The sequence below is a fragment of the Actinomadura citrea genome, from assembly GCF_013409045.1.
GTDB classification, from domain to species: domain Bacteria; phylum Actinomycetota; class Actinomycetes; order Streptosporangiales; family Streptosporangiaceae; genus Spirillospora; species Spirillospora citrea.
This window is the reverse complement of record NZ_JACCBT010000001.1, coordinates 2,444,360-2,469,994: the sequence shown is the minus strand read 5'-3', so window position 1 is coordinate 2,469,994 and position 25,635 is coordinate 2,444,360. Positions and strand designations below refer to the sequence as shown.

Sequence of the window (25,635 nt, the reverse complement as noted above, 5' to 3'; positions counted from 1 at the left end):
TCACCACGCCGAACGGCGTGTTTCCACGCAACGCGAACCCCCACCGAAAGGAGAGCACCTCATGCTGCTCTCACGCAAACGACCCTCACCGAGACGGCGCCTGCTGAAATGGGCGGTCCTGGCCTTCTGGGTCGCGGTCACGGCGCTGGCCGTGCCGCTGGCGAGCCGGCTGCCCGACGTCGTGCAGGCCGACTCGTCCGCCGAACTTCCGCGCGGCGCCCAGTCCACGAAGGTCGACGAACTGGAGGCCCGGTTCGCGGACGGCGACTTGGCGCCGGGCATCCTCGCCTACATCCGGCCGTCGGGCCTCACCGCCGCGGACCGCGCGAAGGCCGAGTCCGACCGCCGCGCCCTCGCCCCGGTGGCGGCCGGGCCGATCGCGGCGCCCGTCCCGTCCCGTGACGGCAAGGCGCTGATGCTGACCGTCCCGCTGCGGGACGAGGGCCTCGTCGGCAACGCGGGAAAGCTCCGCGACCAGGCGAACCGGGACCGGCCACCGGGACTCGACGTCAGGCTCACAGGCCCGGCCGGATCCGCGCTGGACGTGGGCGACGCGTTCCAGAAGGTCGACAAACCCGTCCTGATCGTCACGGTCGTCCTGGTCGCTCTGGCCCTGCTGCTCACCTACCGCAGCCCGATCCTGTGGCTGCTGCCGATCGTGAACGCGGCGATCGCGCTCCAGACGACGGGCGCCGTGGTCTACCTCCTCGGCAAGCACGCCGGCCTCTACGTCGCGGACGGGACGTCCACCATCCTGAACGCGCTGGTCTTCGGCATCTCGACCGACTACGCGCTCCTCCTGCTCGCCCGCTACCGGGAGGAGCTGCGCCGCCATCCTGGCCGCCACCACGCGATGGCCGCCGCGCTGCGCCGCGCCGCCGCCCCGATCGCCGCGTCCGCCGCGACGGTGTCGCTCGGCCTGCTGTGCCTGCTCGCCGCGCGCATGGGCTTCAACTACGCGCTCGGGCCGATCGGCGCCATCGGCGTCCTCGGCGGCCTCGTCGTCGTCATGTCGCTGCTGCCCGCCCTTCTGGTGATCCTCGGCCGCTGGGTGTTCTGGCCCCGCATCCCCCGCTACGGCGACGCCCCGCCCGCGCGCGGCCTGTGGGACCGCGTCGGCGCCCGCATCGCCGCACGTCCCCGCGTGGTCTGGGTGGGCGGGCTGGCGGTGCTCGCCGCCCTCGCCGCAGGCTGCCTGGGCATCAACACCGGCCTGGACCGCGGCCACTTCCTCACCACGACGCCCGGTTCGACGATCGGGGAACGGCTACTGGCGCAGCACTACCCGGGCGGCCAAGGGCGTCCGCTCCAGGTCGTCACCGACGAACCGGACACCGTGGCCGCCGCTCTCCGCACGTCCCCCGGCGTCGCCCGCGTCGGGACGCCGGAACGCTCGACGGACGGACGGCTGACCAAGCTCGACGTCGTCCTGTCCGACCCGCCCGACAGCGAGGCGGCGAAGGGCACGGTCCGTGCGTTGCGGGCAGCGGTCCCGGAGGCGGACTTCGGGGCGAGCACCGCGCTCCTGGTCGACCTCGCCGACGCGCAGTCCCACGACCGGCGGGTGGTGATCCCGCTCGTGCTGGGGGTCGTCCTGCTCATCCTGATGGCGCTGCTCCGCGCGGTGGTCGCGCCCCTCCTGGTGGTCGCCACGGTCGTCGCGTCCTACTTCGCCGCGCTGGGCGCCGCCTGGCTGCTGTTCCGGTACGGGTTCGGCTTCCCCGCCCTGGACATCCAGGTCGCCCTCATGGGCTTCCTGTTCATGGTGGCGCTGGGCGTGGACTACAACCTGTTCCTCGTCTCCCGGATCCGGGAGGAGGTCGCCGCTGCGGGCCACCGCGCGGGCGTCCTGCGCGGCCTCGGCGTCACCGGCGGCGTCATCTCCAGCGCCGGGTTCGTCCTGGCCGCCACGTTCGGCGTCCTCGGCGTCATGCCGATCACGATGATGGTGCAGATCGGCGTCCTGGTGTCCCTCGGGGTACTGCTGGACACCTTCTTCGTCCGCTCCGTCATCGTCCCCGCCCTGGCCCTGGACGCGGGACACCGCTTCTGGTGGCCCGCCCGCCGGCCGGAGACCCCGTCCCCGACCACCCGGCCGACGGAAGTCATCGGCGCGAAATTGCCGTGAATTGCGCGCGGGCTCTCGGTACCCGACCGCCCCCGAGAGCCCGCGCCTTCTTTCACCATAGGGAAGCCTAACCAAAGATCTCGGTTCACATCACGTCGAAGAATCCATTATGAAGCGCGTTATCCGATGCGACGATCGCGACAAACCCGACGTCCAGCCACACGCGAATCACCTTACGGCGGTGAGCCCATACAACCCACCCGCCACACCCTTACATCGGCACATGATGACAGGTAACGCCCGAGGTCAGGAGAGGATTCTCGCATAAATACCCCGTCCGGAGAGACGTGATCGTCAATGACCTCCCCTCACCCATCATCCTCGCGGACAGGACCTCTCCGACACATACGGGCAAGTGGTACGAGAATAGGCCAGACGGGTGAAGCCGGTCACCTTCCTCCGCACTTACGGGAATCTTCATTTCCCGTTCTTCGACAACGTCCATTCGACTAACATGTTGTTCGAACGCCCCGGGGACCGGGAATGGCCCCGCTGGGCGGAGAGTCCTTTCGAGGACGCGGAGGGGCGGTCGGGGGGGCCGCCCCTCTCGCATGTCCGTCACAGGTCGAGGATCGCGAAGACGACCTTGCCGGCGCCCTCCGCCAGGGGCCGAGCACCCCAGCACCGGGTGAGCTCCTCCACGACGAACAGTCCCCGGCCCGACTCCCCGTTGAGGTCCGCGCTCTGGACGCGCGGCATCACGCAGTCGGAGTCCTGGACCTCGACCCACACCGCCCCGTCCCGGGCCCGCCCGATCCGGAAGATCACCTCATCGCCCTCCCCCGACGCGTACCGGAGCGCATTGGTGACCAGCTCGCTCGCGATCAGGCACGGCACGAAGTCGTCCACCGCCCACCCGCCCATCACCATCCGCACGAACCGCCGCACCTCCGCCACGGCCTGAAGATCCCGCTTGACCACCATCTCCCCGCACACCGCATCACCCACGACCTCTCCTCACTCTCTGTGGCCTACGGCACACATTGAGCCACTTTCGGAACTAAACTTTGTCTGCTCTGCTGAAGCGGTAGAGGGCGGCAGAGCAGTGGCAGACAGCGGTAGGTACCAACCAAGAGGTAGAGGCCATGCCCCCGAGACGACAACGCCCCCGAGAATCCCCCGCCCTCGTCGCGTTCGGCCGCCAGATGCGCCGGATGCGCGAGGCCAAAGGCGTCAAACAGGAGACCATCGCTCACCTCACGCAGGTGAGCGGTCCGCAGGTCAGCCGCATCGAGTCCGGGAAGAAGCGAGCCACACGATCATTCGTGGAGATCGTGGACGACCGTTTAGAGTGCGGCGGTGCTCTCATCAGCCTGTGGGAGGACCTGAACAAGGACGGTCACCCGGTCCCGATCTGGTTCGACTGGCCCAGGCTCGAAGCGGACGCCATCGGGTTGACCTTCTACCAGCTATGCGTGATAGCGGGTTTGGCTCAGTCACCGGCGTACGCCGCCGCGATCTTGAACGGCAACGAGGAGGCCATAGCGGCCCGCCTCGAACGGCAAAAGATCATCGACAAGGAGGGGGCACCTACTCTCACCTTCTTGGTCGACGAGCAGGCGTTGTACCGCCAGGTCGGTAATCACGAAACGATGAGGGAGCAGTTCGCGCATCTCCTGGCACTCAGTGAGCGTCCCAACACCACGGTCCAGGTAGTTCTCGGCAGCGGCGAACACGGAGGAAATGGCAGTAGCTTCGTGATCGCTACGATGGCCGACATGAGCCAGGTAGCCTACGTTGAAACGGCTATACGAGGGCTCACGACGGATGACCCCACGGACCTGGCGGCGTTGTCACGCGTGATGGTCGATCTTCGCGACAGGACGCTCCCAGGGCACATGTCACGTGACCTCATCAGGAAGGTGGCCGAAGAACGATGGACCTGAGCTACACGACGTGGCGTAAATCGTCTCGCAGCTTGAACAACGGCGGCGAGTGCGTCGAGATGGCCGGGCTGGCGGGGCTGCCGGGGGCGGTCGCGGTGCGGGACAGCAAGGACCCGGACGGGCCCGTCCTGCTCCTGACCCGCGAGGCCCTCCGCACCGCCGTCCAAGCGGCGGCCCCCACCAACCGCTAGGGCTTCTCCTCGGCTGGGGCCGCTGACCTGTCGACGGCGTCGAGGAACCGCGTCCCCCAGTCTCTCAGGTGATCGACGAACTCAGGCGGCTCGATCACGTCGAATGCGGCGCCGACATTTCCGAGCGCCTGCGTGGGCCAGTCCAGGCTGGTGGACACCATCGTGAGCCGGCAACGGTCCTGGCCGACCGGTTCGATCCTGCCCCACTGGCCGACCATCCGGCGTATCTGTTCGGCGGGGGCGTGGACCAACGCGACGACCGTGTGAGCGGTGGGCACCTGGGCCGAGGCCCGCACGAACGCGGCGGCGTCCCCGCCGGGCAGGGGCCGCTGCCGGAAGCCCGCACCGGTGCTGCGCGGCCGGGTCAGCCGGTCGAGGCGGAAGCTGCGCCAGTCGTGCCGGGCCAGGTCGTAGGCCGCCAGATACCAGCGGCCCCCGAGCGCCACGAGACGATGCGGTTCCACCTCACGTTCGGTCTGCGAACCCCCGCGCGCCGTGTACTGGAAGCACAGCCGCTCCTGGTCCCGGCACGCCTGGGCGATCGCTGTCAGGACATCCGCCGGGACGACCGGTCCGGTGGGCGTCGCGGAGACGGTCATGGCGCGCAGCGCGTTCACCCGAGCCCGCAGACGGGGCGGGAGGACCTGCATCACCTTGGTCAACGCGCGCACCGCCGCCTCTTCCACATCCGCGATCCCGCTCTGCGCGGCGTTCCCCATGCCGACCGCCAGCGCCACCCCTTCCTCGTCGTCGAGCAGCAACGGCGGCAGGACGGCGCCGGGCGCCAGCTGATAGCCGCCATCGGTGCCCCGGGACGCCCGCACCGGGTATCCCAGCTCACGCAGGCGATCGACGTCCCGGCGCAGCGTGCGCTCGGAGATCCCGAGACGGTCGGCCAGATCGGCGCCCGACCAGTGGCGGTGGGACTGCAGCAACGACAGCAGCGTGAGGGTGCGGGAACTGGTGTTGGCCATATCCCTCATCATCCTCGACTTCCGGTCAGAAAGTGGCCGGAAGGCCGGATAGCGTCGTCAGCATGATGACTCGCGAGATCCACCTGACCGCCCAGATCGCAGGCGTCCCCGGCCCTGAGCACTTCACCGTCGCTCAGAGTCAGATCGACGGCGAGGTCGTGGTGCGCACCGATTACCTGGGCCTCGCCGCCACCTACCTCGAACTCATGCGCCCCGACTGCCACCTTCCGATCCCGGCCTGGCAGCCGGGCCGGCGGATCGGCGTCATGGCGATCGGCACCGTGCTGCGCTCGGCCTGCCCGGACCTGGAAGAGGGTGACCTGGTCCAGTCGATGAGCGGCTGGAGCACGCACTCGGCGGGCCCGGCGGCCTCCTACTTCAGGTTGGACCCGGGGGCCTACCCCGACCCCAGTTACCACCTGGGCCAGGGGCCGACCGCCTACTACGGCATCGCCGAAGTGGCGAAGGTCGGCCAGGGCGACACCGTGTTCGTCTCCGGCGCGGCCGGGGGCGTCGGCTCGCTGGCCGGTCAGATCTCCCGCAACCTGGGCGCGAAGAAGGTCATCGGCAGTGCGGGCAGCCAGGCGAAGGCGGACTACCTCGTCGACGAGCTCGGCTTCGACGCCGCCTTCGACTACCACCACGACCCGGTCGCCGCGCTCAAGGAACTGGCTCCGGAGGGCATCACCGTCTTCTTCGACACCGTCGGCGGGACGCTGTACGACGCCGCTCTCGACGTCGCCGCGCCAGGAGCACGGTTCGCCCTGTGCGGATCACTGTCCACCCAGTTGGGCGGTGCACCCGACCGCTTCCCCGAGCCCGACCGCACCGCGGCCCAGGCCAGGCAGGTCGAACTGCTGCCGTTCTCCTGCCACCACACGCCCGAGCAGATCTCCGCCTGGCACCACCACTTCCGCACGTCGTTGGACCAGGGTCGCTTCGTGTATCCGCGGACCGTGGTCGAGACCGGCATCGACGGCGTGCCCGGCGCATTCCTGTCCATGCTCCGCGGCGACCACCGAGGCAACGTCTCCGTGCGGCTGACATGACCACCCTCCCGGCGGGCTGGGCGTGCGACTCACGTGAAGAACACATCAGCCTGGCCCGCCGATGCCCGCGGGCCGCGACGTGGGTGGGGTCAGACGCGTGGGGCGTACATGATGATCAGGACGCCGAGGACGCAGACGGCCGCTCCGGCGACGTCCCAGCGATCGGGGCGGAAACCGTCCATGACCATGCCCCAGGCCAGGGAACCGGCGACGAACACGCCCCCGTAGGCGGACAGGACGCGGCCGAAGTGGGCGTCGGGCTGGAAGGTCGCGACGAACCCGTACAGGCCGAGGGCGACGAGGCCCGCGCCGATCCACCAGCCGCCCCGGTGCTCGCGGACGCCCTGCCAGATCATCCAGGCGCCGCCGATCTCCGCGACGGCGGCGAGGGCGAACAGGACCAGGGAGCGCGCGATCGTCATGCGGGAACGGTACTCATGTGCGGGAACGTTCCGGCGCGGCCCCGGGACCGGCGAGTCCAGCGAACGGCAGCGGGCAGCACGGCTCCCCCGCGCAGGCGATCAGGTCGTCGCAGCCGGCGTCGAGGGCGTCGCTGAGCGCGGACCGGATGACCTCCAGGTCGGCGATGCGCCGCTCCACCTCTTCCAGCTTCGCGCGCGCCTGGGCGGCGAGCCCCGCGTCGCGACGGCCGTGCCGGTGCCGCGCGGCGTCCAGCAGCCCGGAGACCTCGTCCAGCGTGAAGCCGAGCCGCTGCGCCGTCTTGATCACCCGCAGGACCGTGACGGCCTCGGCCGGGTAGAGCCGGTGCCCGCCCAGCGTCCGGGCGGGTTCGGCCAGCAGCCCGCGCCGCTCGTAGTAGCGCAGCGTCTGCGGGTTCACCCCGGCCGCCTCCGCGACCTGGCCGGAGCGCAGCCCCTCGTATCCGCCGCCCACGGCGATCGGTGTCTCGACCATCCCTGCTCCTCGTCCTGGCCGCCCCACGCTCCGACGGTAACCCTGTACCTCGCTACGGGTTGCAACCCCGCCGGCCGCCGAGCACATCCCCGCCGCCACCGGCCGGGTGGCGGCGGGGACGGAGGGACGCTCAGACGGTCGCGCCGTCGCTGATGTGCAGGACCGCGTCGGCCGTGTCGAGGACGGCCTGGTCGAGGGGGAAGTAGCCCTGCTCGGGGGTGGTGTCGGCGCGCCGGCGGGCGGACGGGATCGCGGCGGCCGGTGTCAGGCCCCAGGTGGTGATGCGGCTCTGCATGCCGCCCTCATAGGTGTCCGGCCCCGGCGCCCCGAGCTTGATCGTTTCGCTGCGGCCCAGGCTGCCGGCGACGAAGACGTACCGCTCGTCCAGGAGGGACGCGAGGATGGCGCCCGTGCCGAACCAGGTGAGCTCCATGTCCGCCATGCGCATATGGCTCGGGTTGCGCTGCAGGTGGGTGTTGTGCGCGAAGACGAACGTCGGGCCGCGCCGGTCCTCGGCGTCCCGTACGGCCAGGAGGTTCTGGGCCATGAGCGCGTCCCGGGCGGCCGCCAGGCGGGAGATGCGGGCGTCTCGCTCGATGCGCTGGCTCGCCCGCTTGTGGTACCGCAGCAGACCGAGACCGGCGGTGAGGTGGATCTCGGCCCTGGACCACTCGGCGCGCGAGGTCGCCGCGATCAGTTTCGGGGCCCGCTCGTAGAGCGCGGTGAGCATGTCGTCGGCGATCGTCCGCAGCTTGACGGCCTCGGGCGTCGCGCCGATCGACATGGCCGGGTCCATGACCGCCTCCGCGCGGCTCCACCGCCGGTCGTCGCCGGTGAGGGCCGCGATGTCGAGGTCGAGCCCCATGTAGTCGCGGGCGTGTTCGAGGTAGGCGCGCGGGCTGGGGGCGCTGAGGGTCTCCATCGGAGCGTCGAAGCCGTGGAAGGCCAGCCGCTCGTGCGGAGGACGGCCCTCGTTGTGCTCACGCATCCAGGCGACCAGGCGCCGGTTGGCGTCCACGTCCCCCCAGCCGTGCGAGAAGCCCTCGCTCATCACGGCGTCGAGGCTTCCCTTCCCTTCCCGGACGAAGTCGTCGACGGCGAGGGCGGCCACCCGGTCGGTCTCCATGGCGATCGACCGGAAGCCCTCGTCGGCCAGCCGGGCGAACATCTCGTTGCGGATCCGCCCGAAGGACGGTTCCCGGTGCGTCGGCTCGCCGAACGCCAGCAGGTCGCATGAAGCGGTCACGAACTCGCGAATGTCCTGACTCATGTGGTGAAATCGTATCGTTGAAAAAGCGGTTGATACTTCCTCGCCTGTGACGCTCTATTCTCCTCTCCAAGTCTCAAAGCGGTGATCACCCTGCGGCCGTCCGACCTCGCGCGGGAGCACGGTCTCTCGGCGCAGGCCGTGCGCAACTACGAGCGCGACGGGTTCCTCCCGCCCGCGGAGCGCACGCCCACCGGCTACCGGATCTACACCGAGGTGCACGCGGCCGCCCTGCGCGCCTTCCTCGCCCTCGTCGCGGCGTACGGGCACGCGACCGGCGGCCGGATCATGAACGCGGTCCACGACGGCGACCTCGACGACGCCCTGCTGGTCATCGACCGGGGCCACGAGCAGGTGCTCCGGGACCGCGAAACCCTCACCGCGGTGAAGAACGCGGTGGACCACCTGCTGGCGGAGCCGGGTGTCGAGCGCCCGAACGCCCCCGGGCCCCTGACCATCGGCGAGCTCGCCCATCGTCTCGATGTCACGCCCGCGACGCTGCGCAACTGGGAGGGCGTCGGCATCCTCGTCCCCGCGCGGGACCCGGCGACCGGATACCGCGTCTTCCGCGCGGGCGACGTCCGCGACGCCGAACTCGCCCACCTCCTCAGGCGCGGCGGTTACCCGCTGGAGCACATCGCCATGGTGGTCCGGCAGGTCCGGACCGCGGGCGGCACCGAGCCCCTCGCCGAGGCGCTGGACGACTGGCGGCGCAGGCTCACCGCGCGAGGCCTCGCCATGCTCGACGCGTCCGGTCGGCTGGGAGGTTATCTGAGCGTTCTCGACCGCGCCGGGCGGCGAACGGATCGAGGATGAGCAGGCCCTGCAGCAGGAGCGGGCCGAGGGCGAGGCTGAACAGGCAGTCAGTGAGCCAGTGCTTGTCGACCACCGTGAGGGCCATCGCCGTGACCGTCCCCGTCACCGCCGCGATGTCGCGGCGGCGGCGCGGGTGCAGGGCCCTCGATGACGCGGGGAACGCGACGACCGTCAGTTGGAGGATGATCCAGACGAGCACGAACCCGTTGAGGGTGTGGCCGGACGGGTAGGCGTCACCGCGGACGAACAGCACATCGGTTCCGCTGATCGGGAACGTCCGGGGGATCGCCGCCTTCAGCAGCACCTGCAGCAGCGAGAGGACGCCCACGATCAACACGCTCGCCAGCGGGTACCGCACCGAACGCGTCCGTATCGCGGCGATGATCGAGAGCGGGACGATGATCCTCGCCAGGTGGCCCCGCTGGCCGAGTGCCGCGAAAACGTCCACGGCCGCCAGCCGCCGGCCCTGGATGTGCGCGTCGCTCCACTCGTGGACGACGTGGTCGAGGTGGCGGAGCGGACCGTCCAGCAGGACGTCCGCCGTGACGAGCACCATGACCGCCGCCAGTGACGCGCACCAGCTCTTGGACCCCCACTTCACGGCGGGAGCATTCCCAGCCCGCGCCGAAAGCATCCTCATCAAGAGGTCAGGATGGCGTGCACCGTGAAGGAGCGCATCGAACCGCTGGCGAAGCACTGAAGGCGCTCGTCGCAGAGCGGGAACTCACTGGGTACCCCCGAGCGGATTCGAACCGCCGTTACCGCCTTGAGAGGGCGGCGTCCTAGGCCACTAGACGACGGGGGCAGGACCATGACCTTCGCGGTCTCCCGCGCGGCCTCGCCTAGCTTACCGGACCCCGGCCCCCACCTCGAACCGGTTTCCAACCGAACCCCCCACGGCCACCCACCCCACCAGAAACTCGGCCACCAGACGACGCGGAGAAACCGCGTGAGCACCACAGAAGAACGCCTCTTGGACGTCGCAGAAAACCATCTAGGCGTACGCCCCAGCCAGGTGACACCGGAGCCAAACAGCAGGGGGTCGCCCCAAAGAGAGTCGCCCCAAAGAGAACAGTGCGGGCCTGGGGCCAGATGGCCGAAGGCGATCAAGCAGTAACCCCCGCCACATCCGGGGTTCCAGGGGGTCGCCCCCTGTGAAGACACTGCGGGCCCGGGGGTAGTTGGCCGAAGGCCACATAGCAGTAAGCCCCGCCACTGTGAGGGCGGAGCCCGAACATCGGGGGTTCCAGGGGGTCGCCCCCTGGAGGACACTGCGGGCCCCGGCGAAGGTGGGCAAAGCCCAACGAGCAGGGAAGCCCGCCACGTACCCCCGAGCGGATTCGAACCGCCGTTACCGCCTTGAGAGGGCGGCGTCCTAGGCCACTAGACGACGGGGGCGTGTGTCCGCCTGGGCGGACGCAGCTGGGGTACCAGGACTCGAACCTAGACTAAGTGAACCAGAATCACTCGTGCTGCCGATTACACCATACCCCAGTGAGGTACGGGCTCCCGAGCCGTTTCCGGCTGGTCGCTCGCGCCTCGAAGAGACTACAGGACTGCGGGAGTAGGGCCAAAACGATTGGCCGGTCGGAGAGTCATCGAGTGAAGTCGGGCGGTCCGATGTGCTCTCGGCCCCAGGTCACGAGAGGGCGGAGGCGCCGCCAGGACGCGCGCACACGGGCGATGACCTCGTCGGGGTCGGACATCCACGGGTCGGCGGGCCAGCCCTCGCGGGCGTAGAGGGAGCGGTGCCGCAGGAGGTCCAGCCGGGGGTGGCCGGGGTCCGTCCCGCGCGGGCGGGTCTTGAGGCGGTCGCCGGCGATCTCCATGCCTGCGGCGCGGAGGTCGTCCACGACGGCCTGCAGCTCGGCTCCGTAGGTGTCGGAGGCGACGGCTTGGCGGTAGCGGCGGAGCTGGTCGGGGGTCGGGGCGTACATGCCGCCCGCGACCATGAGCCCGTCCGCGTCGACCTGGACGTAGAAGCCTTCGCCGGTGTGGCCGCCCTGGTGCGTCTTGTAGGGCGACTTGTCCTTGCTGAACCGGACGTCGCGGTACGGGCGGAAGAGCTTGACCGCGCCGAACTCGTCTTCGAGTTCGGCGCACAGCTCGGTCAAGGGTTCCCGCACGTGGCGCTCGTAGGCGTCCTTGTGGGACGTCCAGTAGGGCTTGCTGTTGTCGGCCTGCAAGCCCTCGTAGAAGGCGAAGGCCTCGTCGCTGAAGCCGGTGAACACCTGGCCCCTCTCAGTCGCGGGCGATGACCCGGTTGGTGAGGCTGCCGATGTTCTCGACGGTGACGGTGACCTCGTCCCCGATCTCCAGGGGGCCGACGCCGGCGGGGGTGCCGGTCAGGATGACGTCGCCGGGCAGCAGCGTCATGACCTGGCTGACGTACTGGACCAGGGTGGGGATGTCGTGCAGCAGCAGGGACGTGCGGGCCTCCTGCCGGACCTCCCCGTTGACGGTCGTGGAGATCGCCAGGTCGGCGGGGTCGACCTCGGTCTCGATCCACGGGCCGATCGGGCAGAACGTGTCGAAGCCCTTGGCCCGCGTCCACTGCCCGTCCTTCGCCTGGAGGTCGCGGGCGGTGACGTCGTTGGCGCAGCTGTAGCCGAGGATGACCTCGGCGGCCCGGGACGCCGGGACCTCGCGGCACATCCGGCCGATGACGACGGCGAGCTCGCCCTCGTGGTCGACGCGCTCGGACAGCTTCTGCGGGTAGGCGATCGCCTCTCCCGGGCCGATCACGGCGGTGGACGGCTTGGAGAACAGCACCGGCTCGGCGGGCGGCTCGTCCCCGCCCATCTCGCGGACGTGGTCGGCGTAGTTCTTCCCGATCGCGATGATCTTGCTGGGCAGGATCGGCGCGAGGAGCCGGACGTCGGCGAGCGGGAGGCGCTGCCCGGTGAAGGTCAGCTCCCCGAAGGGGTGGGCCGCGATGACGGCGACGGTGTTCTCCTCCACCACACCGAAGGACATGCCGTCGTCGGTGGAGAATCTGGCGATACGCATGGTCAAGAGCCTAGTACGCCGACCAGAAGCCGCAGGCCCTGCCGGTCCGTCCCGGGCCTGCCGTTCAGAAGCCGCAGGCCCTGCCGTTCAGGACGCAGGACTTCGGAGTGGACGCCGTTCCGGCCGCGCCGAACTGGATGTCCCACGTCGCGCCGGGCTGGATCGCGGGAACGCCGTCCAGGTTCCTGATCTCGACGGTGGAGCCGCCGTGCACGAGCCGTGCGCCCCAGATGTTCTTCACGTCCGCGCCGGGGGCCTTGAACGTCACCTTCCACGCCGTCAGCGGCTTACTGGTGCGGTTCGTGATGACCATCTTGCCCTCGAAGTACCCGCTGTCCTGCTGGACGAGCTGGTACGTGATGCCCTTGCCCTGCACGACCGGCCCGATCGGTGCGGTGGTCGCCGGAGGCGGCGTGCCGGGCTGCCCGCCCGGCTGCTGCCCACCCGGCTGCTGCCCGCCGGGCGGCTGGGGCGTGGGGACCCCGGACTGCGGGGGCGTCGCCGGCGCGCTGCCCCCGGGCGAGGGCGCGCCGGGTGACGCAGGCCCCGCGCCACCGCCCCCCGGCGCCGGAGTGCTCGCCGCCGGGGACGCCTGCTTGGCGGCCTTGCCCTCCGTCTCGGAGCCGCGGCCGAGCATCAGCGCCGCGACGCCGACCAGGACGAGGACCACCACCAGTCCGATCAGCAGGAGGAGGATCACCGGCCGCCGCGAGCGGGACGGCGGCGGCCCGCCGGGCAGCCCGCCGGACGGCGAGGCCACCGCGGGCGGGGGCATCGGCGGGACGGTCGCCTCGTGGTGCGGGGGCATCGTGCTCTGGGCGGGAGGCGGCGCCCCGGGCATCCCGTAGGCGAACGCCGGGCCGCTCTCCGCCCGGTTCGTCGTCTCCTCCTCGGAGGCGAACTGCTCCGTCCACGGCGCCTCGGCGGACATCGGGGCGGCCACCTGCGCGTGCGGCGCCTGCTCCGAAGGCGGCATCCGCTCCGGGACGGGGCCCGGCTCCGGAACGCGCTCCTGGTAGGGAGCGGGAGGCTGGGCGTACACCGGCGCCGGATTCGCGCCGTGCTCGAAGGCGGCCGGCTGCGCCGGTGGCGGGACGGCCGGAGCCGCCTGGGGCGGGACGGCCGGAGTGGGCCTGGAGGGCTGCTCCATGGGGATGTCGGCGAAGGTGACCGGCGCCTGGAACGCGGTCACGTCCAGCTCGTCCACGGTGTCCGCGGGCGGCGGCTTCTGGAAGGCGATGGCCGGGCCGTCCTGGAGCGTCGAGTCGAAGTCGTCCTCCGGCTCGTCGCCCGGGCCGTCCTGGTAGGTCGTCTCCAGATCGTCCTCAGGATCGTCGGAGGGAAGGTCCTGGAAGGCCACACCTTCCACCTGGGGGACGTCATGGGTCGTGACGTCCCCGTCGAAGAGATCGTCCACCAGATCGTCGTCGGCGACCGGTTCGGCCACCGTCCCCGGCGGCGCCGGCTCTGCGGGCGCGGCGGGCTTCCTGGTGACGCCGAACTCGGCGGTCGTCTTGTGGTCCGGGGGAACGTACCCGGAGTCCTCGCCGCTCAACTCGTCCACCTTCCACTGACGCCGATCTCATGGAGTCCGACGACCGGCGCGACGGATCGGTTCACCACCCGTCCCGAAGGCTTCAGCCTGCGGGAGCCGGTTCGAGTCCGCGGCGCGCGGCCTGCCGCATCTGCCGATTGAGCGTAGCGGTGATCAGCTCGATCGCGTCGGGAGTGGTGGCGTCCTGCGCGCCGCTGAGCCACCGTGTCGCCTCCGCCAGCAGCTCGTCGGCCGCGTGGTCGGCTCCGGCGTCGGCCATCCGTCCGAGGACGGCGCCGAGGCGCAGCGCGGCGTCGGCGCTCCCGGACTCGGCCGCCCGCCGGTACCAGCCGGCCGCCTGCTCCAGGCGGCCCTCGCGCTCGTACGTCTCGCCGAGGCCGAACGCCACGTCGGCCCAGGTCCCGTCCGTGGGACGCCCAAGGTCCTCGGGGCTCCAGGGTCGGACAGGCATACGATCACTCCGGCAGGTCGGGTCGTAGGGACATCGGTTCACAGGCGCACGGTCTGACAGGCGACACGGCGCGCGGAAGCCTCGCACGTGCCGTGCAGGCTCCTATGGTGGATCCTTCAACTGAAATCCGCTACCGGTTTCGTCGCTTTGGCGAACTTTCTGCGTGACCGTACCGATACTCACGGAAAGATGCTCGTTCATTCGAACGAGCGGGATCACTCCCCGCATTTCCGCGAGCACCGGCGCGACACGTCCCGCGACACGGCTAACGCACCAGATCCTGGTAATCCGGGTGCCTGCCGATCCACTTCTTGATGAACGGGCACAGCGGGACGACCGACCGGCCCTTGGCGCGGACGTCGTCCAGGGCGCCGCGGGCCAGCGCGCTTCCCACGCCCTTGCCCTCGAACGCGGAGTCGACCTCGGTGTGGGTGAACACGACGGCGCCCTCGCCCCGCTCGTACTCGGCGAATCCGGCGAGGTCGCCGTCCACCCTGATCTCGTAGCGGCCCCGCTCGGCGTTGTCGGTGATCTCGGTGCTCATGCCCTGATAATGCCCGCGTACGCCGAGAGATTCCTGTCAGCCCGCCTCGTAGCCGGCGCGGAGCAGGCAGTAGGTGACGGCCTCCTCCAGGGCCTGCCAGGACGCGGCGATGACGTTGTCCTCGACGCCGACGGTCCCCCACTCGCGCTCGCCGTCGCCGGACTCGACGAGGACCCGGGTCCGCGCGTCGGTGCCGTGCGCGCCCTCCAGGATGCGGACCTTGTAGTCGACCAGTTCCAGTCGCGCCAGCTCCGGGTAGAGGCGGCCGAGGGCGATCCGCAGCGCGTTGTCGAGGGCGTTGACGGGGCCGTTGCCCTCGCCCGTCGCGATGATCCGCTCGCCCTTGGCGTGCAGCTTGACGGTGGCCTCGCTGATCATGGACCCGTCCGGGCGGCGCTCCACGATCGACCGCCACGACTCGACCTCGAAGTGCCGCTGCCGGACGCCGGTCAGCTCCTCGCGCAGCAGCAGCTCGAACGAGGCGTCCGCCGCCTCGAAGGTGTAGCCGGTGGACTCCAGCTCCTTCACCCTGTCCACGACGGCCTTGGCCTTCTCGCCGGACAGGTCGTAGCCGAGCTCGCGGCCCTTGAGCTCGACCGACGCGCGCCCGGCCATGCTGGACACCAGCATCCGCATGTCGTTGCCGACGGCGGCCGGGTCGATGTGCTGGTACAGGTCCGGGTCGATCTTGACGGCGGACGCGTGCAGCCCGGCCTTGTGCGCGAACGCGGACACGCCCACGTACGGCTGCTGCGAGCTCGGCGCGACGTTGGTGACCTCGGAGACGGCGTGCGCGATCCGCGTCATCTCGGCGAGCTGGGCGTCGGAGACGAGGCTCATGCCGCGCTTGAGCTGGAGGTTGCCGACGACGGTGAACAGGTTGGCGTTGCCGCTGCGCTCGCCGTACCCGTTCGCGCAGCCCTGCACGTGCGTGGCGCCCGCCCGGACGGCGGCGAGCGTGTTGGCGACGGCGCAGCCGGAGTCGTCGTGGCAGTGGATGCCGACGCGGACGCCGTGGCCGACGACCTCGTGCACGACCTCGGCCAGTTCGTCCGGCAGCATGCCGCCGTTGGTGTCGCAGAGCGCGACGACGTCGGCGCCGGCCTCGGCGGCGGTGCGGACCGCCTCCAGCGCGTAGGCGCGGTTGGCCTTGTGGCCGTCGAAGAAGTGCTCGGCGTCCAGGAAGACTCGTTGGCCCTCCGCACGCAGGTGGGAGACCGTGTCGCGGATCATCGCGAGGTTCTCCTCCAGGGTGGTGCGGAGGGCCAGCTCGACATGCCTGTCGTGACTCTTGGCGACCAGGGTCACGACGGACGCGCCGGAGTCGCGCAGGGCGGCGACCTGGGGATCGTCGGCCGCCTTCACCCCGGCCCGGCGGGTCGCGCCGAACGCGGTGAGCTGCGCGTGCCTCAGGTCGAGCTCTGTTCGAGCCCGCCTGAAGAACTCGGTGTCCTTGGGGTTGGCGCCCGGCCAGCCGCCCTCGATGAAGCCGACGCCCAGGTCGTCCAGATGTCGCGCGACCGCGAGCTTGTCGGGCACGGAGAGGTTGAGCCCCTCCTGCTGCGAGCCGTCGCGCAGGGTGGTGTCGTAGACGTGGAACGCGTCGCCTTGCATGTGAGAACCCCCAGGGGGATCAGCGCCAGGACACAAAAAAGACCCCTCACGGACGTGAGAGGTCTGCGCGCCGGCGGTGTCCCGTTAGCTGCCGGCGCGCCAGCCGATAATCACGAGGCTGTGGCGCATGATGCGCCCAGTCTGCCACACGGTCCGCGGATCTGGGACATCCGTCTCAGATTCTGGGACGCCGCCCCGCCGGACCCGCCCGCCGCGCCGGCGGCGTCCCGCCGTCACGGAGCCATACCGCGCTTTTCTCCACTTGGAGTTCATTGCACACTAAAAAACGATTACCAAGCAAAAGATCACGGCAATACATTTCTCACCTCGGAATGCACTTGCGCTTTCACGGTAAAACGAAGAATGATCGCACTGTCCGCCGGAGGAAGGGGATCCGATGAGCGGCGAACCGGTCCGCGGGACGGTGGCGTCCTGGGACGACGAGGCCGGCTGGGGAGTGCTGGTCTCACCCGACGTGCCCGGCGAGGTCTGGGCGCATTTCTCGGCCGTGCGCGCCGAACCGGGCGCCTTCGCCTCCCTCGACCCGGGCGAGAACGTGCTCTTCACCTGGGAGGAGGCCGAACAGGACGGCTACGCCTACCGCGCGCTGGACGTGCGGTCGGTCGGCCGCGGCTGAGCATCGGGGCGGCGGGCTGATCACGGCCGTCCACCCGCCGTGGGGGACGGCGAACCTTTTCGAAGGGAATTCCTGGAATGCGCATGCACACATTCGGCCGGACCGCGGCCGCTTCCGGAACGGCGCTGGTGATGGCGCTCGGCTCCGTGTCCGCCGCGTCCACCGCAACCGCCGCCGAGCGCCCGGAACACGCCGCACCCACCCATTACTACGTGTTCACACAACGGCACCAGTCATTCGTGTACCACGACTCGGTCGGCACGTTCCGCGCGCAGGTGAGGCTGACCGGACCGCACTCCAGGCGCTACCCGATGCCGTGGATGTTCCAGATCACCAGCGCGAAACTGCGGGCGATCGCGCGCGGCAACGCCGTCTGCACGGCGACCGGGCTGAACGGCCGGTACCACGACCGGCACGTCATCCCCGTCGGCTACGTCTGGCACTCGACCGTCGCACCGCACCGCGCCCGGAAGGTGTACACGCTCTCGGGCACCTGCACCTTCGCGGTGCAGGTCGGCGGACGGCCCGGCCGCGCCTTCGTCGGCTTCTCGTTCCACTACGCCGTCAACCCGTCCTCGCGGGGCGCCGGCCCGGCGAGCTCGGGCCCGGTCGTCAAGACGTCGGTGCAGATCCGCCACTGAGCCGCCCGGCCCGGCGGCGCGCGCCCGCGGCGGGCGCGCGCCGCCGGCGCCGTCGATCAAACGATCTTGTGGACCCAGCCGTAGGGGTCGGGCCGGGTGCCGTACTGGATGCCGACCAGCTCCTGGCGCAGCCGCATCGAGATCTCGCCGGGCTCGCCGTCGCCGATCGTCCACTCGCGGTCCCGGCCCTTGACCCGGCCGACCGGGCTGATGATCGCGGCGGTGCCGCAGCCGAACACCTCGGTGATCTCGCCGGAGGCGCAGCCCGCCTCCCACTCGTCGATGCTGATCTTGCCTTCCTCGGTGGGGACGCCGAGGTCGGGTGCCAGCTTGAGCATCGAGTCGCGGGTGACGCCGGCGAGCAGGGTGCCGGTGAGCGCGGGGGTGAGCAGCCGGGCCCGGGCGCCGGAACCGTAGACGAACATGAGGTTCATCGAGCCGACCTCCTCGACCCAGCGGTGCTCCACCGCGTCGAGCCAGACGACCTGGTCGCAGCCCTGCGCGACGGCCTCGGCCTGACCGGCGAAGGACGCGGCGTAGTTGCCGCCGAACTTGGCCTCCCCGGTGCCGCCGGGCGCCGCGCGCGTGTAGTCCTGCGACAGCCACACCGAGACGGGCTTGATGCCGCGCGGGTAGTAGAGGCCGGACGGGGCCGCGATGACCATGAAGAGGAACTCGTGGGCCGGGCTGTTGACGCCGAGCGCGCGGGTGGTGGCGAACATGAAGGGCCGCAGGTAGAGGCTGTGGCCCTCGGTGTCGGGCACCCAGTCCCTGTCGGTGCGGACGAGCAGCTCGACGGCGTCCACGAACAGCTGCTCGGGGATCTCCGGCATCGCCATCCGCTTGGCGGACCGGTTCATCCGCGCCGCGTTCATGTACGGCCGGAAGGTGACGACCGAGCCGTCCGGCTGCTTGTAGGCCTTGAGACCTTCGAAGAGCTCCTGGGCGTAGTGGAACACCTGCGAGGCCGGGTCCATCGGGATCGGCCCGTAGGGTTCCAGCTTCGCGTCGTGCCAGCCGCGCTCGGCCGAGTACCGGATCGTGACCATGTGGTCGGTGAAGTATCGGCCGAAACCGGGATCGGCCATGATCCGCGCGCGTTCGTCGGCGGTCGCGGGCCGCTCGGTGCGCGTGATCTCGAATTCCAGGGTGTCGCTCATCGCGGTCTCGTCCTCTCGCGGATCGCCCAGGCGGCCCCATCGCCGCATCGGCTTCCTAGTCCCCATTGTCCTACTTCGTCTAGACCTGCTCCTCCATGCGCGGCGCATACGGAAAACCGGGCGCGCCGCGAGGGCACGCCCGGTCTGGCCGGAGGCGGCGTGCCCCTAGCCGGATACTCGCTTGGCGATCGCGTCGCCGATCTGGGACGTGGACCGGGCGCCCAGCGCGGCGCGCTCGGCCAGGTCCTCCGAGACGGCCTGCTCGACGCGGCGGGCACCCTCGCCCTCGCCGACGTGGTCGAGCAGCATGGCGACCGACAGGATCGTGGCGGTCGGGTCGGCCTTGCCCTGCCCTGCGATGTCGGGGGCACTGCCGTGCACCGGCTCGAACATCGACGGCGCGGTGCGGTCGGGGTTGACGTTCCCGGACGCGGCGAGTCCGATGCCGCCGGCGATCGCGGCGCCGATGTCGGTGATGATGTCGCCGAACAGGTTGTCGGTGACGATGACGTCGTACCGCCGGGGCTGGCTCACGAAGAACATCGTGGCCGCGTCCACATGGCAGTAGTCGGTCGTGACCTGCGGGTACTCCTCGGCGACCCGCTTCAGGGTCCGCTGGTAGAGGTCCCCGGCGAAGGTGAGCACGTTGTCCTTGTGGACGAGCGTGAGCCGCCTGCGCGGCCGCGACGCCGCGACCTCGAACGCGTACCGGATGACGCGCTCGACGCCGTAGGCGGTGTTGACGCTCTCCTGCGTGGCGACCTCGTGGGGGGTGCCCTTGCGCAGGACGCCTCCCACGCCGGTGTACGGGCCCTCGGTGCCCTCGCGGACGACGACCATGTCGATGTCGTCAGGGGTGACGCCGGCCAGCGGGGTGCTGACGCCGGGGAACAGCTTCACCGGGCGCAGGTTGACGTAGTGGTCCAGCTCGAACCGGGTCCGCAGCAGCAGCCCGCGCTCCAGGGTGCCGCTCGGCACGCTCGGGTCGCCGACGGCGCCGAGCAGGATGACCTCCTGCTCGCGCAGCTCGGCCAGGACCGAGTCGGGCAGCGTCTCCCCCGTCCGGTGCCACCGGGCGGCGCCCAGGTCGTAGGAGGTCTGCTCGAACGCGAGGTCGCCGGACACGGCGTCGAGGACCTTCAGTCCCTCGGCGACGACCTCGGGGCCGATCCCGTCACCCGGGATGACGGCCAGACGAATGCTGCGCGAAGCCATGCGCGAACTCTACTGCAAACGTCTCAGTGCTTGGGCTTCCGTCTCACATCGCGGGCATTCAACGCACGAGCCCACAGTCTCCGCACATGCCGCCCCCAGGGACGCGGTAATACAAGCAGCAGTTGTTCCGGACGAACCCGCGCGACCCGAAGGACCCGGCCCCGGCCAGCGGCTCGCGCGCGAGCAACGCCCGCACGATCGCGGCCCGCCCGGGATCGGCGCCTCCGACGTTCAGGCTCCCGGCGAGAGCCGAGGCGGCATTGCCCCAGACCAGCCCGTCCGCGAGCTTGACGAAGCCCAGCATCGCGTCCCGCAGCGGCCGCAGCAGCCCGTCCACGACCATGGGATGGACGATCTCGACGGCCTCGGCCACGCTCCCCACCCGCCACCCGCGGACATCGGCGAGCCCCAGCATGATCGGCTCACCCGGCGCCCCCCGCCACCGCAACCCCGAAAGATCGGGAACGACCCCGAGGCTCCCCGCGGCAACGACCGGCGACCAGATCCGCGCCGCGAGTCCCTGAAAGAGCAGCGAGGCCGCCACACGGGTCTCATCCGTCCCCAGCCGTCCGGCATGGTCACGGGCGACCTCTCGCAGCGGCCCCACACCCCCGGGGAACGCCCTCCAAGCAGCATCACCCGAGACGTCCTCGGTGGCGAGCTCGAAGTAGGGCCCAAGCTCCGCCACGCGCTCCAGCACGCCGGAAACCTCTGAGCCCCTGACTTCGCCCGCCACTTCCCCAGTCTGGCAGGTGCTTATTGCAGTGCCCTCCTCCGTCGGGCCCACGTCGAGCACGAAGGAGAGGGTGAATCAGTCTGCTCTGCGGTCCAGGGCCGTCTGCAGGGCGCGGGCGGCTTCTTCCTGGGCGTCCTCGGCGGGGGCGTTGTTCTGGATCTCGTTCATGATGGGATGCTCCGATCGCTGGGCTGATGGCCAGAGGGGCCGCCGGAGGGCCGTGGTTCGCACGGTCCGGCGCGGCATCGGACTCAGGGCCGGGCAGAGCCTCCGCAGCGGGTGCCGGCCTGCCGATGATCAGGCCCCGCTGCGGCAGCGAAGGATTACCACGAAGCGCCGCATGACTACTGCGAGGCTACCCCCGGTTCGGCGAGTTGTCCCGACCCGTGGCTCAAAATCTCGGCATATGAGATGGGCGGGCGTCCGGCACATGGCCGGACGCCCGCCCGAAGCTCATCCGTCGAGACTAACCTTCGAGGTCGACGCGGCGGCCCATGTCGGCGCCTACCTCGCGGGTGATGGCGTCGACGAGCTGGGGCGCGACGGCCGAGTCGACGGTGAGCGCGATGAGCGCCTTGCCGCCCTTGGCGTCGCGGCCGACCTGCATGCCCGCGATGTTGACCTGCTCGTCGCCGAGCAGCTTGCCGACCGCGCCGACGATGCCGGGGCGGTCGACGTAGGAGAAGAACGCCATGTGCTCGGTCGGGACGAGCTCCATGTTGTAGCCGTTGATCTCGATGATCCGCTCGGCGTGCTTGGGGCCGGTGAGGGTGCCCGACACCGACACGACGGAGCCGTCGGACATCGTGCCGCGCACCTGCACGACGTTGCGCCAGTCGGGGCTGTCCTCGCTGGTGGTGAGGGTGACCTCGACGCCGCGGTCGCGGGCCAGCAGCGGCGCGTTGACGAAGGTCACGGCCTCCTCGATGACGTCCACGAAGACGCCCTTGAGCGCGGCCAGCTCCAGCACCTTGACGTCGTGCTCGGCGATCTCGCCGCGGACCACCACGTCCAGCCGGACGGGGACGCCGCCGGCGAGGGCGGTGAAGATGCGGCCGAGCTTCTCGGCGAGCGGCAGGCCGGGCTTGACGTCCTCGGCCACGGCGCCGCCCTGCACGTTCACGGCGTCCGGGACGAACTCGCCGGACAGCGCGAGCTTCACGGACCGGGCGACCTGGGTGCCCGCCTTCTCCTGCGCCTCGTGGGTGCTGGCACCGAGGTGCGGGGTGACGACGACGCTGTCGTGGTGGAACAGCGGGCTCTCGGTGCACGGCTCGGTGCTGAACACGTCGATGCCGGCGCCGGCGACGCGGCCGTCCTTGAGCGCGAGGTCGAGGGCCGCCTCGTCGACGATGCCGCCGCGGGCGGCGTTGACGATGCGGACGGACGGCTTGACCTGCTGCAGCTCGCGGTCGCCGATGAGGCCGAGGGTCTCGGGCGTCTTCGGCAGGTGGACGGTGATGAAGTCGCTCTCGCGGAGCAGCTCGTCGAGGGTGACGAGCTTCACGCCGAGCTGCGCGGCGCGGGCGGCCTGGACGTAGGGGTCGAACGCGATCACGTTCATGTCGAAGGCGGCGAGGCGCTGGGCGACGAGGACGCCGATGCGGCCGAGGCCGAGCACGCCGACGGTCTTGCCCTGGAGTTCGACGCCCGTGTACTTGGAGCGCTTCCACTCGCCCTGCTTGAGCGCGGAGTGGCCCTGCGGCACGTTCCGGGCGGTGGCCAGGAGCAGAGCGATCGCGTGCTCGGCGGCGGTGACGATGTTGGACGTGGGCGCGTTGACGACCATGACGCCGGCCTTGGTGGCGGCCTCCACGTCGACGTTGTCGAGGCCGACGCCGGCCCGGGCGACGACCCGGAGCTTCTTGGCGTGCTGGAACACCTCGGCGGTGACCTTGGTGGCGCTGCGGACGATCAGGGCGTCCACGTCGGCGACGGCGGGCAGCAGCTGGTCCTTGTCGCTGCCGTCGACGTGCCGGACGTCGTAGTCGGCCTCCAGGACGGCGATGCCGGCCGGGGAGAGTTCTTCTGCGACGAGGACGACGAGCTTGCTCAAGTGGAAACAGTCCTTCGAAAAAAGTAGGTGTTCGTGTGCTGTGCAGGTGAAGTCGCGAGTCACCTCGTCGTGCCCTCGCCCCCTCCGGTGAGTGTATAACCCGGCGGCGGCGGCGGTTCGCGGTGGGGAAACACCCACCAGTAACTCCGGTTCGTCCCGCGTCGTGACGGTCTCGTCAGGCGGCGTTCGGCTCCGGCACCGAGGCGAGCACCGACGCGACCCGCTCGGCGTCGCCGACGTGCACGTGCGGGACGTCCACGAACACCCGCAGCGGCCCGGGCGGCAGCCCCAGCTCGTCGGCGACCTGGACCTGCACCTCGCGGAGCGGGATGTAGGCCAGGTAGGCGCGGTGGATGTTCTGCGACCGGAACATCGCCGTCATGATCAGCCGGTAGCCGCGGATGCGGAACGACAGCGCGGTCAGCGCCGGCAGCCCGTCGGCCGGCTCGCCGGGGATCGTCAGCGAGATCCACGCGCTGGTGGTCCACGGTCTCGCGCGCAGCAGGTCCACCACCCACCGGATCTGGTCGTGGCCCTGCAGGTCGTGCAGCCGCGGCCAGAACCGCCCGCGGACGACCCGGCGGGTGCGCTCCTGCGCCCTGCGGACGAGCCGCGCCCGGTCGCCGTACTCGCGCAGGATCGGGTCCTCCCAGCTCAGGGAGCAGATCTCGAACAGCAGCGGCGGCCCCTCGATGATGGGCCCGCCGTCCTCCAGCCCCGCCTCCCCGGCCGCCCACACGTGCCGCAGGACGCCGACCCACGCCCGCCCGCACGTCTCGAAGCGCAGGACGTCCCTGTCCTCCCGCCCCGGCATGCCCTCCCGCCCCGGCATGTCACGGCTCCTCGCCGTGACCGGTTCCCCGGTCCACCGCGCGCATCATCGGGGATTCGCCCGCCCGTCGCATTGCCCGCCGGGCGAGGAATTCCGGGCCACCGCCCACCGGTGCCTCCGCCTCGCCGCCGTTCAGCCTCACACCGCTCATGCCACGCCCCAAGGCCCGCTCCGGCCGAGGTCACGGGGTGTTCGCACGGGTTCCTCCCGCGCCGGCCGCGGCCGTAACAACTCTCTTCAAGTATCTGGCAAAGTACCCAGAAAGGGTAGGGATAATTGGCCGATCGGCACCTTCACTGGGATTCTTACCCGTGCGACGATGATCGGTCATCGGACAATCCGTCCAAAAGCCGCGTTTCGCCTTATCAGGGGTTCCCGCTACCAGGGACCCGGGGGGCAGGGACGTCCCGGTGCAGCACGATGTAGCCGTCCCCCCGGAAGACCTCCCGGTACCCCTCCGCCTTCAGCCCCTCGACCCGCCGCCGCTGCTCGGCGGGCGAGCCGAAGGGGAACTCCAGCCGCTCCACCTGGGCGATCACCCAGGGCGCGCCGTGCGAGCGGTCGTCCCACAGCAGCACGCGGGCACGGGACGTCAGCGCCGGGCCGAGGCCGTTGGCGGCCTCGACGAGCGCGCCGTCCGGGATGCGCGCGACGGCCGCGGACGCCGCCCGCGCCCGCTCGTTCGGCCGCCACAGCGCGGGATCGGCCAGGTGGCGGTAGGCGAAGAAGGGCACGCACGCGACGGTGACCGCGAGGATCCCCGCCATCGGCGCGGCGGAGGGCAGCCGTCCCAGTGCGCCTCGCGCGATCCGGGGCCGTCCGCGCAACCGCGCCGCGCCGTCCGCCGCCGCCAGGACGAGCACGGCGACGATGAAGGCGTTGTAGTGGTAGTGCGGTTCCCACCAGTTGCCGAACCGGCTGGCGAGCATCCGCTCGGCGAGCAGCGGGACGGCGGTGAGGGTCAGCGGGGACGCCAGCGGCAGAAGAAGCAGCGGGAGCAGCACCAGAGCCATCGTGAGCAGCTTCCGCGGCGGGTCACCGAGGACGCGCACGACGTCCCATGGATGGGTGAGGGCGTGCACCGCCGCGTGGGGAAGGTCCGGGCCGAGCGCCCCGTACGCCCAGTAGTAGTCGTTGTCCCCGCCGAACGCCGCGACGGCCACGCGGGAGCAGACCCAGGTAGCGGCCAGCCCCACCGCGACGTAGGCGAGGCCCGCCCGCCGGTCGCCTGGCGGCAGGAGTCCCCGCAGGGTCCGCCGCCCGCCGCCGGTGGGACGGGTGAGCAGGTAGAGGCCGAAGCCCGCGAGCAGCAGCCCCATGTCCTCCTTCACCAGCAGCAGGGCGAACGCGGCGGCGGCCGCCTGGAGCCGCCGTCCGGCGTCGTGCCGCTCGACCATCAGCGCCGACAGCAGCGGGACGAAGGCGACCTCGTGGAAGTCGAAGGCGAGCGCCTCGGCGATCGGCCAGGACAGCGCGTAGGCGCCCGCGGCGCAGTAGGCGGCGCGGGCGCCGAGCCGGCGCTCGGTGTACCGCCAGATCGGCGGGATCGCGAGCGCGAGCAGGACGGCCTGCGCGACCAGCAGGGTCGCCGGGCCGTCGTGGATCCAGTAGAGCGGCGCGAGCAGCGCGAGGATCGGCGAGAAGTGGTCGCCGAGGATCGAGAAGTCCGGGCCGAAGTCGTTGTGGACGCCCTTGACGATGGCGACCGGCGGGCCGAACCGGCTGTAGGACCGGATCGCCTGGTCGAAGATCACCAGGTCGTAGCTGCCCGTCCGGAAGGCGCGCAGCCGCATCAGCGAGTACGCCGCGTACAGCAGCGCGCTCGCCGCGACCAGTGCCGCCAGGGCGGCGCGCCGGCGCCGGGCGGCGCCCCCGCGGCGTGCGGAGGAGCCGCCGGCCGGTCCCTGCACCGCAATCGCCTCGACCACGCGCCGGACGCTATCACCAGCGGCGGCGCGT

The 25,635-nt window shown here is 70.8% G+C and carries 25 protein-coding genes and 3 tRNA genes; 7 read left to right on the top strand and 21 right to left on the bottom strand.

Annotated elements, in window-relative coordinates:
* Window positions 1-61 precede the first annotated feature (61 nt).
* A complete protein-coding gene (locus BJ999_RS11600; protein ID WP_179833309.1) occupies window positions 62-2,128 on the top strand; it encodes an MMPL family transporter in 2,067 nt (688 codons plus the stop codon).
* A 558-nt stretch (window positions 2,129-2,686) separates the two neighbouring features.
* Here the strand turns inward: BJ999_RS11600 and BJ999_RS11595 are convergent.
* Entirely contained in the window at window positions 2,687-3,076 is a 390-nt protein-coding gene (locus tag BJ999_RS11595) for an ATP-binding protein (RefSeq protein WP_179833308.1), read from the bottom strand.
* Between the two features lie 137 nt (window positions 3,077-3,213).
* Between BJ999_RS11595 and BJ999_RS11590 the strand changes: the two genes are divergently transcribed.
* Both BJ999_RS11590 and BJ999_RS11585 read left to right on the top strand, forming a co-directional pair.
* On the top strand, window positions 3,214-4,014 hold the full coding sequence (locus BJ999_RS11590) for a helix-turn-helix domain-containing protein (protein WP_268247741.1): 801 nt from the start codon (window positions 3,214-3,216) through the stop codon (window positions 4,012-4,014).
* A complete protein-coding gene (locus BJ999_RS11585) occupies window positions 4,005-4,205 on the top strand; it encodes a DUF397 domain-containing protein (RefSeq protein WP_179833306.1) in 201 nt (66 codons plus the stop codon). The genes BJ999_RS11590 and BJ999_RS11585 overlap by 10 nt, the downstream gene beginning before the upstream one ends.
* On the opposite strand, the gene BJ999_RS11580 is transcribed toward BJ999_RS11585, so the two are convergent.
* Window positions 4,202-5,179 carry a helix-turn-helix transcriptional regulator gene (locus BJ999_RS11580; RefSeq protein ID WP_179833305.1) on the bottom strand — a complete coding sequence of 326 codons (978 nt, stop codon included), beginning with the start codon at window positions 5,177-5,179 and terminating at the stop codon, window positions 4,202-4,204. The genes BJ999_RS11585 and BJ999_RS11580 overlap by 4 nt on opposite strands.
* A 62-nt stretch (window positions 5,180-5,241) precedes the next feature.
* Here BJ999_RS11580 and BJ999_RS11575 point away from each other — a divergent pair, with 62 nt between their 5' ends.
* Window positions 5,242-6,228, top strand: coding sequence for an MDR family NADP-dependent oxidoreductase (locus BJ999_RS11575; RefSeq protein ID WP_179833304.1), 987 nt, complete (start codon window positions 5,242-5,244; stop codon window positions 6,226-6,228).
* A gap of 89 nt (window positions 6,229-6,317) precedes the next feature.
* On the opposite strand, the gene BJ999_RS11570 is transcribed toward BJ999_RS11575, so the two are convergent.
* The 3 genes from BJ999_RS11570 to BJ999_RS11560 form a co-directional block, all read right to left on the bottom strand.
* Window positions 6,318-6,650 (bottom strand): YnfA family protein, encoded by a 333-nt coding sequence (locus BJ999_RS11570; RefSeq protein WP_179833303.1) that lies wholly within the window; start codon window positions 6,648-6,650, stop codon window positions 6,318-6,320.
* 13 nt (window positions 6,651-6,663) lie between these two features.
* Window positions 6,664-7,143, bottom strand: coding sequence for a MerR family transcriptional regulator (locus BJ999_RS11565; protein WP_179833302.1), 480 nt, complete (start codon window positions 7,141-7,143; stop codon window positions 6,664-6,666).
* Window positions 7,144-7,273: 130 nt separating this feature from the next.
* Window positions 7,274-8,413 (bottom strand): erythromycin esterase family protein, encoded by a 1,140-nt coding sequence (locus tag BJ999_RS11560; protein WP_179833301.1) that lies wholly within the window; start codon window positions 8,411-8,413, stop codon window positions 7,274-7,276.
* A gap of 90 nt (window positions 8,414-8,503) precedes the next feature.
* On the opposite strand from BJ999_RS11560, the gene BJ999_RS11555 reads away from it, so the two are divergent.
* Complete coding sequence (locus BJ999_RS11555; protein ID WP_218935714.1) at window positions 8,504-9,226, top strand: TioE family transcriptional regulator; 723 nt, start codon at window positions 8,504-8,506, stop codon at window positions 9,224-9,226.
* On the opposite strand, the gene BJ999_RS11550 is transcribed toward BJ999_RS11555, so the two are convergent.
* The 10 genes from BJ999_RS11550 to cimA all read right to left on the bottom strand — a co-directional run bounded on the left by BJ999_RS11550 (window position 9,129) and on the right by cimA (window position 16,399).
* Window positions 9,129-9,827: a phosphatase PAP2 family protein gene (locus tag BJ999_RS11550; RefSeq protein WP_179833299.1), complete on the bottom strand. Its 699-nt coding sequence runs from the start codon at window positions 9,825-9,827 to the stop codon at window positions 9,129-9,131. The two genes, BJ999_RS11555 and BJ999_RS11550, sit on opposite strands and share 98 nt — an antisense overlap.
* A 131-nt stretch (window positions 9,828-9,958) precedes the next feature.
* A tRNA-Glu gene (locus tag BJ999_RS11545) sits at window positions 9,959-10,031 on the bottom strand.
* 520 nt (window positions 10,032-10,551) lie between these two features.
* A tRNA-Glu gene (locus tag BJ999_RS11540) sits at window positions 10,552-10,624 on the bottom strand.
* A gap of 24 nt (window positions 10,625-10,648) precedes the next feature.
* A tRNA-Gln gene (locus BJ999_RS11535) sits at window positions 10,649-10,720 on the bottom strand.
* A gap of 101 nt (window positions 10,721-10,821) precedes the next feature.
* Window positions 10,822-11,457 (bottom strand): DUF2461 domain-containing protein, encoded by a 636-nt coding sequence (locus BJ999_RS11530; RefSeq protein WP_179833298.1) that lies wholly within the window; start codon window positions 11,455-11,457, stop codon window positions 10,822-10,824.
* 10 nt (window positions 11,458-11,467) lie between these two features.
* Window positions 11,468-12,235 carry a fumarylacetoacetate hydrolase family protein gene (locus tag BJ999_RS11525; RefSeq protein WP_179833297.1) on the bottom strand — a complete coding sequence of 256 codons (768 nt, stop codon included), beginning with the start codon at window positions 12,233-12,235 and terminating at the stop codon, window positions 11,468-11,470.
* A gap of 64 nt (window positions 12,236-12,299) precedes the next feature.
* Entirely contained in the window at window positions 12,300-13,790 is a 1,491-nt protein-coding gene (locus BJ999_RS42920) for a cellulose binding domain-containing protein (protein WP_179833296.1), read from the bottom strand.
* 82 nt (window positions 13,791-13,872) lie between these two features.
* Entirely contained in the window at window positions 13,873-14,241 is a 369-nt protein-coding gene (locus tag BJ999_RS11515) for a tetratricopeptide repeat protein (RefSeq protein WP_179833295.1), read from the bottom strand.
* A gap of 265 nt (window positions 14,242-14,506) precedes the next feature.
* A complete protein-coding gene (locus BJ999_RS11510) occupies window positions 14,507-14,785 on the bottom strand; it encodes a GNAT family N-acetyltransferase (RefSeq protein ID WP_179833294.1) in 279 nt (92 codons plus the stop codon).
* A gap of 36 nt (window positions 14,786-14,821) precedes the next feature.
* Window positions 14,822-16,399 carry a citramalate synthase gene (gene cimA / locus BJ999_RS11505; protein ID WP_179833293.1) on the bottom strand — a complete coding sequence of 526 codons (1,578 nt, stop codon included), beginning with the start codon at window positions 16,397-16,399 and terminating at the stop codon, window positions 14,822-14,824.
* A 397-nt stretch (window positions 16,400-16,796) separates the two neighbouring features.
* Here cimA and BJ999_RS11500 point away from each other — a divergent pair, with 397 nt between their 5' ends.
* Both BJ999_RS11500 and BJ999_RS11495 read left to right on the top strand, forming a co-directional pair.
* Window positions 16,797-17,036, top strand: a complete 240-nt coding sequence (locus BJ999_RS11500; protein WP_179833292.1) for a cold-shock protein — start codon at window positions 16,797-16,799, stop codon at window positions 17,034-17,036.
* Between the two features lie 77 nt (window positions 17,037-17,113).
* Complete coding sequence (locus tag BJ999_RS11495) at window positions 17,114-17,677, top strand: hypothetical protein (protein WP_179833291.1); 564 nt, start codon at window positions 17,114-17,116, stop codon at window positions 17,675-17,677.
* A 56-nt stretch (window positions 17,678-17,733) separates the two neighbouring features.
* Here the strand turns inward: BJ999_RS11495 and BJ999_RS11490 are convergent, their stop codons facing one another.
* The 6 genes from BJ999_RS11490 to BJ999_RS11465 all read right to left on the bottom strand — a co-directional run bounded on the left by BJ999_RS11490 (window position 17,734) and on the right by BJ999_RS11465 (window position 25,604).
* Window positions 17,734-18,837 (bottom strand): branched-chain amino acid aminotransferase, encoded by a 1,104-nt coding sequence (locus BJ999_RS11490; RefSeq protein WP_179833290.1) that lies wholly within the window; start codon window positions 18,835-18,837, stop codon window positions 17,734-17,736.
* 165 nt (window positions 18,838-19,002) lie between these two features.
* Complete coding sequence (locus tag BJ999_RS11485; RefSeq protein WP_179833289.1) at window positions 19,003-20,052, bottom strand: 3-isopropylmalate dehydrogenase; 1,050 nt, start codon at window positions 20,050-20,052, stop codon at window positions 19,003-19,005.
* 58 nt (window positions 20,053-20,110) lie between these two features.
* Window positions 20,111-20,752 carry a (2Fe-2S)-binding protein gene (locus BJ999_RS11480; protein ID WP_179833288.1) on the bottom strand — a complete coding sequence of 214 codons (642 nt, stop codon included), beginning with the start codon at window positions 20,750-20,752 and terminating at the stop codon, window positions 20,111-20,113.
* Between the two features lie 502 nt (window positions 20,753-21,254).
* Window positions 21,255-22,844 carry a phosphoglycerate dehydrogenase gene (gene serA / locus BJ999_RS11475; RefSeq protein ID WP_179833287.1) on the bottom strand — a complete coding sequence of 530 codons (1,590 nt, stop codon included), beginning with the start codon at window positions 22,842-22,844 and terminating at the stop codon, window positions 21,255-21,257.
* Between the two features lie 175 nt (window positions 22,845-23,019).
* Window positions 23,020-23,676, bottom strand: coding sequence for a thymidylate synthase family protein (locus BJ999_RS11470; protein ID WP_229809842.1), 657 nt, complete (start codon window positions 23,674-23,676; stop codon window positions 23,020-23,022).
* A 365-nt stretch (window positions 23,677-24,041) separates the two neighbouring features.
* Window positions 24,042-25,604, bottom strand: coding sequence for a DUF2079 domain-containing protein (locus BJ999_RS11465; protein WP_179833286.1), 1,563 nt, complete (start codon window positions 25,602-25,604; stop codon window positions 24,042-24,044).
* Window positions 25,605-25,635 lie beyond the last annotated feature (31 nt).